Annotated in this window: 11 protein-coding genes and 1 pseudogene; 5 read left to right on the forward strand and 7 right to left on the reverse strand. The window is 68.3% G+C overall.

Annotated elements, in window-relative coordinates:
• Positions 1 to 21 precede the first annotated feature (21 nt).
• A complete protein-coding gene (locus AC3WS6_RS13505) occupies positions 22 to 1,584 on the reverse strand; it encodes a hypothetical protein (protein ID WP_492501557.1) in 1,563 nt (520 codons plus the stop codon).
• The gene (locus tag AC3WS6_RS13510) at positions 1,560 to 3,602 is read right to left on the reverse strand and encodes an ABC transporter ATP-binding protein (protein ID WP_492501558.1); all 2,043 of its coding nucleotides are present in this window, start codon (positions 3,600 to 3,602) and stop codon (positions 1,560 to 1,562) included. The genes AC3WS6_RS13505 and AC3WS6_RS13510 overlap by 25 nt, the downstream gene beginning before the upstream one ends.
• Before the next feature lie 253 nt (positions 3,603 to 3,855).
• Between AC3WS6_RS13510 and AC3WS6_RS13515 the strand changes: the two genes are divergently transcribed.
• The 4 genes from AC3WS6_RS13515 to AC3WS6_RS13530 all read left to right on the forward strand — a co-directional run bounded on the left by AC3WS6_RS13515 (position 3,856) and on the right by AC3WS6_RS13530 (position 7,581).
• Positions 3,856 to 4,548, forward strand: a complete 693-nt coding sequence (locus AC3WS6_RS13515; RefSeq protein ID WP_201470241.1) for a phosphocholine cytidylyltransferase family protein — start codon at positions 3,856 to 3,858, stop codon at positions 4,546 to 4,548.
• A gap of 80 nt (positions 4,549 to 4,628) precedes the next feature.
• Positions 4,629 to 5,633 (forward strand): hypothetical protein, encoded by a 1,005-nt coding sequence (locus AC3WS6_RS13520; RefSeq protein WP_492501559.1) that lies wholly within the window; start codon positions 4,629 to 4,631, stop codon positions 5,631 to 5,633.
• 122 nt (positions 5,634 to 5,755) lie between these two features.
• Positions 5,756 to 7,345, forward strand: coding sequence for an acyl-CoA carboxylase subunit beta (locus AC3WS6_RS13525; RefSeq protein ID WP_492501560.1), 1,590 nt, complete (start codon positions 5,756 to 5,758; stop codon positions 7,343 to 7,345).
• Positions 7,342 to 7,581 (forward strand): acyl-CoA carboxylase subunit epsilon, encoded by a 240-nt coding sequence (locus tag AC3WS6_RS13530; RefSeq protein ID WP_492501561.1) that lies wholly within the window; start codon positions 7,342 to 7,344, stop codon positions 7,579 to 7,581. The genes AC3WS6_RS13525 and AC3WS6_RS13530 overlap by 4 nt, the downstream gene beginning before the upstream one ends.
• A 204-nt stretch (positions 7,582 to 7,785) precedes the next feature.
• On the opposite strand, the gene AC3WS6_RS13535 is transcribed toward AC3WS6_RS13530, so the two are convergent.
• The 5 genes and pseudogenes from AC3WS6_RS13535 to AC3WS6_RS13555 form a co-directional block, all read right to left on the reverse strand.
• Positions 7,786 to 8,985 carry an ROK family transcriptional regulator gene (locus AC3WS6_RS13535; protein ID WP_492501562.1) on the reverse strand — a complete coding sequence of 400 codons (1,200 nt, stop codon included), beginning with the start codon at positions 8,983 to 8,985 and terminating at the stop codon, positions 7,786 to 7,788.
• A gap of 314 nt (positions 8,986 to 9,299) precedes the next feature.
• Positions 9,300 to 10,310 carry a hypothetical protein gene (locus tag AC3WS6_RS13540; RefSeq protein ID WP_492501563.1) on the reverse strand — a complete coding sequence of 337 codons (1,011 nt, stop codon included), beginning with the start codon at positions 10,308 to 10,310 and terminating at the stop codon, positions 9,300 to 9,302.
• Positions 10,307 to 11,542 carry a sensor histidine kinase gene (locus tag AC3WS6_RS13545; RefSeq protein ID WP_492501564.1) on the reverse strand — a complete coding sequence of 412 codons (1,236 nt, stop codon included), beginning with the start codon at positions 11,540 to 11,542 and terminating at the stop codon, positions 10,307 to 10,309. The genes AC3WS6_RS13540 and AC3WS6_RS13545 overlap by 4 nt, the downstream gene beginning before the upstream one ends.
• Positions 11,532 to 12,194, reverse strand: a complete 663-nt coding sequence (locus AC3WS6_RS13550) for a response regulator (protein ID WP_492501565.1) — start codon at positions 12,192 to 12,194, stop codon at positions 11,532 to 11,534. Before AC3WS6_RS13550 ends, AC3WS6_RS13545 begins: the two co-directional genes overlap by 11 nt.
• A gap of 38 nt (positions 12,195 to 12,232) precedes the next feature.
• A pseudogene (locus tag AC3WS6_RS13555) lies at positions 12,233 to 13,461 on the reverse strand (class I SAM-dependent RNA methyltransferase).
• Between the two features lie 23 nt (positions 13,462 to 13,484).
• Between AC3WS6_RS13555 and AC3WS6_RS13560 the strand changes: the two are divergent.
• Complete coding sequence (locus AC3WS6_RS13560) at positions 13,485 to 14,123, forward strand: Maf family protein (protein ID WP_492502312.1); 639 nt, start codon at positions 13,485 to 13,487, stop codon at positions 14,121 to 14,123.
• Positions 14,124 to 14,148 lie beyond the last annotated feature (25 nt).

The following is a 14,148-nucleotide window of genomic DNA, read 5'->3' on the forward strand; positions in this document are numbered from 1 at the left end:
GAACGCGGTGTCGGGCGGTCATCAGGCGGTCTCGACGAACTCCATGAGTCGCTCGCCGCCGCGCTCGAAGATGCGTCCGCCCACAGCGATCCCGACCGCAGCGATACCGACACCTGTCGCGAGTCCCGCCCAGAAGGTGGCGGGCGCGTACTGCGGCCCCTCGAGCATCGTCAGCACCAGAAGCCATCCGGTGGGGATGCTGACGACGATGGCGCCGAGGAAGGCTGCCGCGGGCCCGTACACTCCCCGGGACGTCGGTCGCTGAGGTTGCTGGAACGGGCTGTCGCCGGGCCGTGACACGGCGTAGGGCGCGAGCGCCGACACGATGCTCGAGACACCGAGAGCCGAGAACAGCAGACTCGCCGCGAGACCCGTGAGCGGGAGCAGCAGACGCCAGTCATCGATCCACAGCAGCGTGAGCGGCACCGCGATCGCGAGCACGGGCACCGCGACGAGGATGACGGGCACGAGCCGACCCAGCCGGTCGGGGACCCCTCGGACGCCACTGGCCACATGGGTCCAGAGAGCGGTCGAGTCATAGGCGACGTCGTTGTGCGGAAGCCAGCCGAAGAACAGCGCCATCACCGGCACCGGCACAAGCGCCGCGATCTCGAGTGGAACACCGGCGACCAGCAGCGGAAGCACGGTCAGCGCACCCGCTATCGGGACGACGATGAGGTTCATGATGTAGCGACGATCACGCAGCCAGTACACGAGACTGCGGGCGGCGATCGCACCGAAGGGGTTGGACGGCAGCAGGCCGAACCAGCCGAGCCCGGTGCGCTCACGGGATGCCTGGGGCCGCTCGGTGGTCGTGAGCAGCCGCCGCACGAGCCAGGTCCACAGCGCCGACAGCACCACCGCAGTGGCCACGGCGATGACACCGCCGATCCATGCATCGCCGGCATCGGCGGCGACGGCAAAGAGGAACCAGGACGGTGCGGCCAGAGGTGTGAGCCCGATGGTGGCCGTCAGCGCTGCGACCGCCGCAGGAACTTCGCCGTCCCATTTCAGGGAGGCGAGGAACACGGCGACAGGGAAGGCGATGACGATGACGGCGAGCGCGAAGATCGCCGTCAGCTCGCGCGATCGCCGCTCGGGCAGGATCATCGCGTTCACCGCCATGCCGATGCGCGCGGCGAGGAGCGTGGAGAGCACGCCGAGCACTGTCATCAGCACGGCGATCGGCCAGGGAGTGCCGAGATGCGTGGCGACGATGCCGACGCACGCATACACCGCGATCACGGCCATGCTCGGCACGCTGACGAACGAGGCGATCACGAGGATCCATGGCATCTGACGCTCGTCGACCCCGAACACTGCGAAGCGTCGTGGATCGAGCTGGTCTGTCGCGCCCACGAGTACAGGACCGACGAGGAAGCCGAGCAGCAGCGCCGCGCTTCCCAAGACGATGACGCTCCGTGCGACCGCCACCGGCGCATCGTCGAGACTCAGCACGGCCGCGCACACGACCGCCGTGATCACGATGACGACGGCGAGCATGAGCAGTGTGCGCACGCGACGCTCACCGCGGAGTGCGCCGATCAGAAGCGCTGCTCTCAGTCGGAGAACGTGTGCAGCCACTCGAGCCCCTCCACCTCTCCTGCGCCACCGGAGAGCTCGACGAATCGCGCCTCGAGCGTCTGCCCGGCGCGCACCTCGTCGATCGTGCCCTCGGCGAGGACCTCGCCGCCCACGATGATGGCGACGCGCGAGCACACCCGCTCGACCAGATCCATGCCGTGACTCGACAGGATCACCGTTCCACCGTGTGCGACGTACGCGCGCAGGATGTCGAGGATCACTGCCGACGACACCGGGTCGACCGCTTCGAAAGGTTCGTCGAGCACGAGCACGCGCGGCGAGTGGATCATCGCTCCGGCGAGCATGATCTTCTTCGTCATCCCTGCGGAGTAGTCCGACACCACTCTGTTGAGAGCATCGCCGAGGTCGAACGCGCGCGCGAGGTCGCCCACGCGCTTCTCGATCACACTCGACGCCAGCCCGCGCAGCAGACCGTAGTAGTGCAGCAGCTGACGACCGGTCAGACGATCGAAGGTGCGCAGGCGATCAGGAAGAACGCCCATCATGCGCTTGGCCGCGAGTGGCTTCGCGCGCTGGTCGATGCCGCAGATCACCACCTCGCCGCTGTCTGCGCGCAGCAGTCCGGCGACGATCGAGAGGGTCGTGGTCTTTCCGGCGCCGTTCGGTCCGACGATCCCGTAGAACGAGCCTGCCGGCACAGTGAGGTCGATGCCGTCGATGGCCGTGTGATCGCCGAAGCTCTTCACGAGACCGCGGATGCGGATCGCCTCCTCGCCGGACGCGGAGGGCGCGTGACCCGCCGCGCGAGCATCGTCGTCGGCGGAAGTCACGACCTCGTCTGTCGCATCGGCGTGAGGAAGGAGTTCGTCGACCGTGTCGTCGGCGGGGGCCTCTGCGTCCAGAGTGGCGGGCGCAACGCCGGAGTCGGCCACGGGAGCCTCGGTGAGAGACGGCTCGGTCTCGTCGTTCACCACCGCGTGTGCAGATGAGACCTCTGCGAGCGGGGTGTCCTCTGCAGGCACCTCGGGCGTGGGGTTCTCATCGACGAGGGAAGGATCGTCGATCCCCACCTCGCTCACAGGCTTCTCGTCGCTCATAGGCGCCTCGTCAGTCGCGTGGCTCTCGTCACGCACAGGCGCCTCGTCGATCACGGGCGTCTCGTCGCTGACAGCCGCCTCGTCGCTCACGCGACTCTGGTCGGCTGCCTCGACGGCCTCCGCTTCGACCCGCTCAGCCTGCACCTGTTCCGCCTTCGCAGCTTCCGCTGCCTTGGCGGCGTCCTCAGCCTTCGCAGCCTCCTCCGCCTTCGCCGCCTCCGCCTTGGCCGCCGCTGACTTGGCCGCCTCCGCCTTGGCCGCCGCTGACTTGGCTGCGGCAGTCCTGGCCGCCGCGCTGCGCGCGGAGGCGGTCCGCGCACTGCTCTTGGCTGCGGCGGACTTCGCCGCCGCGTTCCGCTCGGCCGCGACCTTCGCGGCACTCGTCTTCGCAGTCGTCGCCTTCGCGGCACTCGTCTTCGCAGTCGTCGTCCTCGCGGCAGTCGTCTTCGCGGCAGTCGTCTTCGCGGCAGTCGTCTTCGCCGCGGTCGTCGTCTTCTTCGCCGCGGTCGTCTTCTTCGCCGTCGCGCTCTTGGCCGGCGTCGCCGGAGGCACGGCAGTCGTACCGGTTGCGTCTGCCGTTCCGCGAATCTCAGTGCCCTCGGCCTTCGCCGTGCGGGCCGCCGCCGCTCGCGCGGTGGGAGCCGCAGCTCGGCTTCCGCGAGCGGTCGTGGGCGCGGCGTTCTTCGCAGACACCGAGCGCTTGGCGGCGGCTGTGTTCCGCGACGCAGCCGTGCGCGCCGCGCTGACGGTCGGCTTCTTCGACGCCACCGCGTCTGCCTGTCTCGCGATCGGCTCGATGACGACCTCGCCTGTGGCGGCCGCCCTGTCGTCAGCCGATCGAGGCGGCGTGGTGTCACTCACCGCCTTCTTCGCGGGCGCCTTCCGGGCCGTCGTCTTCTTGGTGGGCTTCGACGCGGGGTCGGCCACCTCGTCGGGGCGGTCTTCGGGGGAGGCAGTCACCGTCCTACGGTATCAACGAGGGCCGACTTTCTTCGGCTCCCCGAAACAATTGGCCGTACGTCGAGGGGTATCCCGGCATTTCGTTCAACGCCCTCTGGACGAATCTGAGCGTTGGGTGTGTACTGGGTCACGAAACGGCAACGTCGCCGTCTGCGCCCGCTTCTTTCCAGGCTCTGTCGCTACCATGAACCTCGGCACGACGAAGTGTCTGATCGGTGAACCGATCGTGAACACAACTTCTATAGGAGCTCTCGTGACTCTTCAGACCGTCATCCTCGCCGCAGGTATGGGCTCGCGCCTCGGCCGTGCACTGCCCAAGCCGCTGACCGAGCTGAGCGACGGACGCACCATCATGCGTCAGCAGCACGACAACATCCGCGCCGCCTTCGGTTCCGACGCACGCATCACCGCTGTGGTGGGCTACCGCGCCGAGACCATCATCGAGGCGTTCCCGTCGGTCAACTATGTGCACAACGAGCGCTACGACGAGACCAACACCTCCAAGAGCCTGCTCCGCGCACTCGGCGCCACCGGCAAGGGCGGGGTTCTCTGGATGAACGGAGACGTCGTCTTTGACCCGATGATCCTCGGCCGCGCCGCCGCGTACATCGAGCGGGACCAGTCGTTCGTCACCGTCAACACCTCGAAGGTCAGCGACGAAGAGGTGAAGTACACGGTGACGGCCGAAGGGTTCATCAAGGAGCTCTCGAAGACCGTCAAGGGCGGCCTCGGCGAAGCTGTCGGCATCAACTACATCTCTTCCGCCAACAAGAAGGCCTTCATGCGCCAGCTGCAGCGCGTCGAGGACCAGGACTACTTCGAGCGGGGACTCGAGCTCGCGATCGCCGAAGACGGCCTCCTTCTCGAGCCGATGGACGTGTCCGACCTGTACGCGGTCGAGGTCGACTTCGCCGAAGACCTCGAACGGGCGAACCTCTTCGTCTGACCCTCTTCCACGAAAGCCCGGCCCCGTCAAGGGAGCCGGGCTTTCGGCATTTTCGCGGCATCCGTTCCTAGGATCGATCCATGGCCCCCAAGGTGCACAAGATCCATTCCCTCCCCGACGACTCCCCGTGGGACAAGGGAGTGCCGCCCGTGGGCTCGACCGAGCATCCGCTCATGGTCCGCGGGCTCGACCGTGTCCTCGCGATCCAGCGCCCGCTCGTGCTCGCGCACATCCGCAGCATCCGGATCCGCAACCCGCACGCCTCGCCCGAACAGATCATCCGCATCCTCGAGCGCCGCTATCTCGCTGCCGTGACCACCGGCGGCGCAGCCGTGGGCGCGACTGCCGTCGTTCCGGGGATAGGCACCGGGATCACTCTCGCGCTGTCGGGTGTCGAGACCGTCGGATTCGTCGAGTCCACGGCGCTCTTCGCCCAGTCGGTCGCCGAGGTGCACGGCATCGCCATCGCCAACCCCGATCGCGCCAGGGCACTCGTGATGACCCTGATGCTCGGAAAAGAGGGCGTCGCGCTCGTCGGACAACTGGCGGGCGAAGCGACCGGCCGCGGGGGTTCACGATCGTCGTACTGGGGCGAGATGGTCACGAAGTCGCTCCCTCGAGCAGCCGTCGGGCCGCTCGTCGACCGCCTGAAGAGCATGTTCATCAAGCAGTTCGCCGCCACCGGCGGGGCATCCTTCATCGGCAAGGCACTGCCCTTCGGCGTCGGTGCGGCAGTCGGTGGTGCAGGCAACCACATCCTCGGTCGACGCGTGTTGACGACCTCGCGCCACGCATTCGGCGCGGCGCCCATGGATCTGCCGCTCGAGCTCGAGCCGGGGGAAGGCTCCGAGAAGCTCGAGATGCGGATGCTGCACGGCGCGCAGTACGTCGGCGGCGCATTCGCCGGTGCGGCCGGCACTGCCGTCAGAGGCGTCGGATGGGCCGGACGGAAGATCGCCTCTGTCGGACGCGGTCGCAACAAGGGCACCCCCGAGATCGCACCACCCGGCGGTCACGATTTCCCGACCGACACGAGCTCAGCGCGCGCAGAGAACACCGACGGCGATTCTCGCGACCGGGTGTGAGGTCATCGCGTTCCGAGGCGAGAGAACACCGCGGCGAGCAGACGAGATCCGCCAAAGGATCTCGCGACCCGTTGTGGTGAGCATCCAACGGCAGTGGCCGAGCCGACGATAGGGTGGAATCCGTGACGGACAAGCCCGAACTCTCGACCACCGCCGGCAGAATCGCTGACCTCCGCGCTCGATACAACGAAGCCGTTGTCGACGCCGAGAAGGTCGCGAAGGAGAAGCAGCACGCGAAGGGCAAGATGACCGCCCGCGAGCGAATCGAGCTGCTCGTAGACCCCGGGAGCTTCGTCGAGTTCGACGAGTACGTGCGTCATCGCACCACTGCTTTCGGCATGGACCGCAACCGCCCGTACGGAGATTCCGTCGTGACAGGCGTCGGAACGATCAATGGACGCACGGTCGCCGTCTACTCACAGGACTTCACCACCTTCGGCGGCTCCCTCGGCGAGGTCTCGGGCGACAAGATCATCAAGATCATGGAGTTCGCGCTCACCAACGGGATGCCGATCATCGGCATCCTGGACTCCGGCGGGGCCCGCATCCAGGAGGGAGTGCTCGCCCTCAGCAAGTACGGCGAGATCTTCCGACTCAACACCCGCTCGTCCGGTGTGATCCCGCAGATCTCGATCATCATGGGGCCGGCCGCCGGTGGCGCCGTGTACGGGCCCGCGCTGACCGACTTCGTCATCATGGTCGACAAGACGAGCCAGATGTTCGTCACGGGGCCCGACGTGATCAAGACGGTCACCGGCGAGGATGTCGGCATGGAGGAGCTGGGAGGAGCCCTCACGCACAACACGCGATCGGGAGTGGCGCACTACCTGGCTCAGGATGAGGACGATGCTCTCGACTACGCACGCACGCTGCTCAGCTTCCTGCCGGACAACAACATGGCGGAGATCCCGGGTTACGAGAGCGGCTTCGAATGGGAGACCACCGACGCCGACCGCTCCCTGAACGCGATCATCCCCGACTCTCCGAATCAGCCCTACGACATCCACACAGTGATCGAGCACGTCGTGGACGCCGGGGACTTCATCGAGGTCCAGCCGCTGTTCGCGCCGAACATCGTCATCGGATTCGGACGTGTCGAGGGGCGCTCCGTCGGCATCATCGCGAACCAGCCCTCGCAGATGGCGGGCACGCTCAACATCGAGGCGGGCGAGAAGGCCAGCCGCTTCGTGCGCTTCTGCGACGCGTTCTCGATTCCGATCGTCACGCTCGTCGACGTCCCCGGATACCTTCCCGGAACCGATCAGGAGTGGACCGGGGTCATCCGCCGAGGCGCGAAGCTCATCTACGCCTACGCGGAGGCCACGGTGCCGATGGTCACGGTGATCCTGCGCAAGGCGTACGGCGGCGCCTACATCGTGATGGGCTCCAAGCAGCTGGGCGCCGACGTCAACCTCGCCTGGCCGACGGCGGAGATCGCGGTGATGGGCGGTCAGGGGGCCGTCAACATCCTGTATCGGAACGAGATCAAGAAGGCCGAAGAAGCCGGCGAAGACGTCGCGGCAGTGCGCACGCGCCTCGCGAACGAATACACCTACAGCGTCACCTCGCCGTTCCTGGCTGCTGAGCGCGGAGAGATCGACGGCATCATCGAACCGGCGAACACCCGCGTCTCGATCGCGAAGGCTCTGCGCGCGCTGCGTGGCAAGCGTGCCGAACTGCCGCCCAAGAAGCACGGGAACATCCCGCTGTGACCGAGCAGCCGAACGCGGGAGTCCCGGCGGAGCACCCGCCGACGATCGAGATCACTCGCGGCAGCGCCACGGACGAGGAGCTCGCGGCGCTCATCGCGGTCGTCAGTCACGCGTACGCGCAGGAGAGCGCCGACGCCGTGGCGGATGACCCGGTGATATCGGCCTGGACGCGTACGCAACGCCCTTTGCGGACACCGCTGCGCCGCGACATCCCCTGGGGCCGATTCTCGGGCTGACGCACGACATCGCCGGAGCGGAAAGAAGGCCTGCAGGGCCCGTGAACCCCCCGGTGTCGGGCCCTGCAGACATCTTCGCCATGGATGCGAGAGAGACGTGCTCGCATCCCCCCAGTCGGCGCGTCCCAGATCGATAGTACATCGATTGGAATTACTCGCGCGCCAGGTTTCCGATATATCGCACCCGGGGGGCGGTCACGCCACTCACTGCTGCAGATACAGGTCCGAGGCCCGTGGGGTGAGAGCGAGATCGAGGACGACGCATGCGGCGCCGACCGCACCCACGTCGTCGCCGACGACCGTCCCCGCGACGGGGATCTCGCGCACAGCACGAGTGGCGCTGCGCCGCTGCAGCTCCCCGGGGATCTCGCGGAGGCAGATCTCGGAGACACGGTCCCAGAAGGGCCCGCCGAGGACGACGCGGTCGACGTCGAGCACGTTCGTGAGCACCGAGATCAACACGGCCAGCGAGTGCGCCGCCCGCTCGATCACCGCCACTGCGCGGGCCTCCCCCTCGGCGGCACGTTCGCAGAGCTGCGTGAAACGCTGCTCCATCGCGTCCATATCGCTCGCGTGACGGTCATCGTCGAGCATCCCGGCGCGCTCGGCATCCTCGACGATGGCCTGTGGGGTGCACACGACCTCGACGCATCCTCGCGAACCGCACGCGCAGTCGGGACCGTCGGGATCGACCATGATGTGTCCGACCTCGCCGAAGTTGTGCGAGCTCCCTCGGACCGCGTCGCCTTCGCGCACGAGGGACGCTCCGATCCCCGTGCCGAGGTACAGGAAGAGGAACGAGTCGTCCACTGGCCCGCTTCGTCTCCACGTCTCGCCGACCGCGGCAGCCGTCGTGTCCTTCTCGACGGCGACCGCGAGCCCCGTCGCTGCGGCCAGCACCGCGCGCAGCGGCACGGTGTGCCATCCGTGGAGTTTCGGCGGATCGATCACCGTGCCCCTCGCCGCGTCGAGCGGCCCCGGCGCCGCGACGCCGATCCCGGCCACGCGTGAGCGCTCGACTCCCGCCTCCTCGATGAGCTCATCGATCGCTGTCGCCATCATGTCGATGACCGCACGCGGGTCACTGTCTGCGGGACGCACCGCACGGCGTCGGACGATCGTTCCGGCCATGTCGAGCAGGACGACCGTGATGACGGCAGGGTCGAGGTGCACCCCCACTGCGAAGCGGCTCTCGGCGACGAGCCTGAGAGTGACCCGCGGCTTGCCGGGACCGTTGATCGTGCGGCCCGCTTCGGCGATCACACCGTCATCGAGAAGCCGCCGGGTGATGTTCGTGACGGTCTGCGCCGAGAGCCCGGTGGCCTCGACCAGTTCGATCCGGCTCAGCCCCTCCACCGATCGCCGGATCGCCTCGAGGATCACCGACTGGTTGAAATCTCCCATTCGGGGAAGATTGGTTCCTCGACGCATTCCCATGCCTCATCATCTCGCACATCGGGGGCGTCCTTGTCCCCCAAAATACCTACAGACAAACGTATTGACGATCACCGAGACTGAGGGAGACGCTTCGCGTTCGGCTGGTCTCTCGGTCCCAGGGTAGACAGACGCAGATCAGCCACAGGCGGACGGTTTTCGGGTAACTGTTCCGCATGGCGAGGGGCTGGCGATATCGCCGCCCCTCGCCCATTCTGACTGACCTCGACTCCGATCCCCTCCCCCGGTCGGAGCCGAGGACAGAGGGCCAGGATCTGCGGCCTTCAGCGGTTCTGGGCTTCGCGAGGGATCTCGTGCCAGACGTCCACGGCGTCGTCGTCGCTCGTCCCCCCGGATCGCGCGCGGCCCACGATCGTGACCGCGGTGTGCGGATCGCTCGCCGCACGGATGATCCAGCGCTCGGCCTCGGCTCCACGCAGCACCTCGGCCAACTCGTCGCGGATCTCTTCTCGACGGGCATCATCGACGTCGCCGAGTCCGCCTTCGTCGAACACCGTCACCACCGCGCCGCGCCGCCGAGCGTCGGCGATCGCATCACGCACGGCATCGTTCAGAAGGTCGGCCCCTCGGAGTTCGTCGCGCAGACGGCCCTCTGCCAGGCGCGCCTCCAGCCTTTCGTCGGCGTCGAGAGCGCCGCCTGTGGCCACCGCACGACTCAGGACGGGCCCGGCCACAGCGAGCGCGAACTGCGTGCGCATCCTCCGCTCCCGCTGACGCACCTGCTGCGTGGCATGCCACGCCGAAACGGCCTGCTGGATGCCCGCGAGCCGCTCGGTGTCGCTGACCGCGCGATCCCAGAACATGACGAGCAGGTGCGCGACCGCAGCCCACATCACCGAGCCGACGAGGCCGAGCGAGAGAGCATCGGCGACTCCCAGGTATATCGACGATTCGGCGATCAGCACGACGACGACGGCCCACCCGATGACGAAGCGCCGTCGGACGATGCACACCACCGCGAGGACCCCCAGCGCGCCGATGTACCACGTCGCGAACGGCGCGCGCAGCGTCAATGGATCGAGCGAGAGAGTGACGAGCACCGGGATGATCGCGCCCGAGACGAGAGCGACGACCGCGGCCCACAGCGGCATTCTCACGACGATGGCCGAGTCCCAGAGGATCGCGATGTTCACGACGACGAGGTACAGGCCGATCGCGGCGACCATGAGCAACGGCCCCGTGGGCTGTTCGATCCACCAGATCCCCCGCGCGGCGAAGTACATCGCGAACCCCACGGCGAGCGAGGTCGCGACGCTGCGTACCGTTCTGTTCATGGGCGCGCCCAGCCGAGCGAGACCGTGGTTCCCGACGCACTCGATTCGATCTCCGCAGTACCTGCCACACCCGCCATGCGGGCGAGGATGGACGCGCGGATGCCGAGGCGGTCCTGGCCGATCGCGGCGACATCGAATCCTGCTCCTGCGTCGGAGATCGTCACGATGATCCCCTCGTCGCCTCGTCCTTCCGCGATGATGTGCAGTCCGCGCCCGTGGGCGTGCGTCACCGCGTTGCCGAGCGCCTGTCGGGCGGCGAGCACGAGGGCCCGCGCCACACGCCCGGGGATGAGACCGGCTCCACCCCGCTCTTCGACGATGGCATCCGCTCCGAGCTCCGAAAGCGCGCGGCGGAGCTCGACCACGATCTGCGCCGCGGTGACGGGCTCGTCGCTGCCCTCCTGCGCGACAGCCGCCTCGGTGTTCGCGAGGCGCGTGAGCGCCTCTCTGGCCATGCCGACCGCCAGCTCTCTCGCTCTCTCGCCTTCGGCACGCTCCGCGGCGATGAGAGCCGCCAGCACGCTGTCATGCATGAGCGCCGACATCGCGACGCGCTCCTCCTCGGCGGCAGCCGCTGCGGCGGCCGCCGCATACGAGGACACCGCCTGGGCTCGCGCCTCGTCGACGCCCGCGGCGACCGACCGGAACATCCACCCCAGCGCCACGATGACGATGCCGAGGATCAGGGTGAACGAGACGTCGAACGCCGTCGTCACCCAGAACTCCGGAGAGAAGTCCCCTTCGACGAGTCGCACGTAGCCGTACACGAACGGCAGCCCGACCGCCCACGTGAACTGCAGCCAGAGCGGGAACGCGAGCATCGCCGCCACGACGCCGACGTTGACCAGGAAGAAGATCCACGGCTGCTCCGACGCCGCTCCATCGCCGCCCCCCACGATGGTCGGCCAGGCGCCGAGCGCCAGCACATACGCGACCGCGAAGACGCCGGATGCTGTGCGCACCCCGCGTCCGACGACGCAGGCGATCAGCATCGCAGCGAGGGGCAGCGAGACCGCGAGAAGGATCGCGATGCGCGGGGAGTCATCCCACGACATGGCCGTGACCGCCGCGATGAAGGCCTGCACGCCCAGCACTGCCGAGCCGACCGCGACGACCGTCGCGAGGATGCGCTCCATCCGTTTGCCGGTGAAGCGCTCGAACTCGGTCTCCACGCTGCCCGGAGAGGGGATCGTGCTCCAGGCCCCGCGGATGCTGAGCGCGTCAGCGGGCACTCGGTGCCCCGTCTGCGGCGACGATGCCGTCCTCCATCGCTCGTCGCAGCAGATCGACCTTGGTCGGTGCCGGTCGGCCGACATCGACGTACTTGACGCGGATCCGAGTGATGTTCTCCTTGGCGGTCGAGTACGCGACGCCCAGTCGCTCCGCCACGGCCTTCAGTGGAAGCCCCGTGGCATAGAGGCGCAGCACTTCGCGCTCCCGGACCGACAGCTGCGCGTCGGCGAAGTCGCGGTCGCCGTCGACGGCGCTCGCCCACTCGACGTTGTTGAGCGCTTCCCCCTGCGCGACCGTGCGGATCGCGTCGAGCACGTCATCCAGAGCCGACGACTTGCTCACGACTCCCGCCGCCCCTGCGGCGAGCGCCTCGCGCACGGCCGCCGGCCTGTCGGCGACGCTGTGGATCACCACGCTCGCCCCGTCTGCGACAAGCGATGCCACGTTCTCGGTGACGGTCGTGCCGTCGCCGAGGGTCAGATCGAGCACGACCACATCGGCGGATGCGGCTGACGTCGCGACGCGCCATTCCAAGTAGGAGACGACGGTGCTGCCCGAGAACACGACAGACTGCTCACCGTCGCGAGCGCATGCCGCCTCCAGACCGAGGCGAACGGATTCGTGATCGTCGATCAGTGCGACCCTGCTCATCCACCCAGCCTAGTGATTCGCGCGCGCGTGGACCCCCGTCAGCGTGTGAGCAGGGCGACGACCTCGAAATGGTGCGAGTGCGGGAACAGGTCGAATCCGCGCAGAGTCCCCACGTTCCAGCGTGCTCACGGAAGGTTCCGAGGTCGCGCGCCAGAGCGACCGGGTCGCACGCGACGTAGGCGATCGCCTCGGGGGCGAGTGCGTCGAGCGCCTCGACCACCGCGCGTCCTGCGCCGGCCCTGGGGGGATCCAGGACGACAGCGCCCGCTCTCGTGCCCGCGGGGATTCCTGCGAGGTAGCGATCGACACGCGCCGTCACCGCGCTGACGCCCAGAGGGGCAAGGTTCTGCTGGGCGTGCGCCGTCGCGCGCCGGCTGGACTCGACCGTGACGATGTCTGTGCCGCCGAGATCCGCGAGCGAGGCGGCGAAGAGGCCCACACCTCCGTACAGGTCGAAGTGCTTCTTGTCGGGATCGACGTGACCGTCGAGGACGCCGTAGACCGCACCGTCGAGCACGGATGCCGCGCGCGGATGCACCTGCCAGAAGCCCCCGGCATCGACCCGGAAGCGCCGATCGCCCACCTGCTCGTAGACGACCTCGGGTGCGGGGCGCCGGCCCTGCCCGCGCGCCGGACGCTCATCGAGTCGGGCGCGTCGGATGATCCGCACCTCCCCGTCGCCGGGCTCGACCAGGTCGACGCTGCCTGCCTCGCCGCCGGCGAGTCGCAGGGCCGCCTGAGCGATCGACGGCCGCGCCAGCGGATGGGAGCCGACGGGGATCACGCGGTGGCTGCGCGCGGCGTAGGGCCCGACGTGTCCGTCATCGTCGACGTGCAGTGAGACCCTGGTGCGCCATCCGGTGCCGTCGGTCGAATCGACCGCCTCGATCTCGGGGGCCTCGAGCCCTGCCCCGGCGAACCGATCGAGGGCCTCCGACAGGACCTGACGCTTCAGCACCCGCTGGTGGTCGAGGTCGATGTGACCCAGATCGGCGCCGCCCGGACGCTCGTCCGGAGAACGCGACACATCGGCTTCGGACCAGATGTGGGGGCGGCGGTGCGGCGAGGCCTCGAGCACCTCGACGGTCTCCGCTCGCCAGAAGCTCTTCGACTCCCCGGTCGAATCCGCGCTCAGACGGGCCCGCACGCGTTCGCCGGGGATCGCGTCGGAGACGAACACCACGCGTCCCTCGTGTCGGGCGATGAAGGTACCGCCATGCGCGATGCCGGTGATGTCCAGATCGAGCAGGGCTGGGGAGGAAGTCATCCTTCGAGGATACGGTGGTGAACATGCGCGTATGCCTCGCCTCGACGTCCCCCGCCCGCCTGATGCTGCTTCGGCAGGCCGGCATAGAGCCGCTCACGCAGGCGCCCGACGTCGATGAGGATGCCGTGGCCGCAGCGGCGACGGCCGAAAGCGGATCCGATCTGCTCCCGGCCGAGCTGGTGCTGCTGCTGGCCAGGGCGAAGGCGGCCGCGGTCGCTCATGAACTCGCCGCTGCAGGCGACTTCGACGGCATCGTGATCGGCGGTGACTCGATGTTCGCGCTCGGTGGACGCGTGTACGGCAAGCCCTACACGGCCGAAGAGGCCACGCGCCGCTGGAACGAGATGCGGGGAGCCACGGGCATCCTCCACTCGGGCCACTCGGTCTTCCGCGTCTCGCCGGGCGAGGCTCCCGTCGAGGCCACCGCGACGGCAGAGGCGGCAGTGACGTTCGCCGACGACATCTCGGATGCCGAGATCGCCGCGTACGTCGCATCGGGCGAGCCTCTGCATGTCGCCGGCGCCTTCACGGTCGACAGCCTCGGAGGCGCTTTCATCACCCGGGTCGAGGGCGACCCCTCGACGGTCGTGGGCATGTCGCTGTCGACGGTCCGCCGACTCGCCGCCGACCTCGGCGTGGAATGGACCGACCTCTGGTCGTAGACTCCCCTCCACGTTTCCTCCACTT

It is taken from the genome of Microbacterium sp. EB106-03-03-XG65 (genome assembly GCF_058791955.1).

Bases quoted from the DNA above. Each gene is read 5' to 3' on its own strand.
- AC3WS6_RS13520 (WP_492501559.1), top strand. From the start codon at position 4,629: ATGGCCCCCAAGGTGCACAAGATCCATTCCCTCCCCGACGACTCCCCG.
- AC3WS6_RS13535 (WP_492501562.1), bottom strand. From the start codon at position 8,985: ATGGGAGATTTCAACCAGTCGGTGATCCTCGAGGCGATCCGGCGATCG.
- AC3WS6_RS13540 (WP_492501563.1), bottom strand. From the start codon at position 10,310: ATGAACAGAACGGTACGCAGCGTCGCGACCTCGCTCGCCGTGGGGTTC.
- AC3WS6_RS13560 (WP_492502312.1), top strand. From the start codon at position 13,485: ATGCGCGTATGCCTCGCCTCGACGTCCCCCGCCCGCCTGATGCTGCTT.
- AC3WS6_RS13550 (WP_492501565.1), bottom strand. From the start codon at position 12,194: ATGAGCAGGGTCGCACTGATCGACGATCACGAATCCGTTCGCCTCGGT.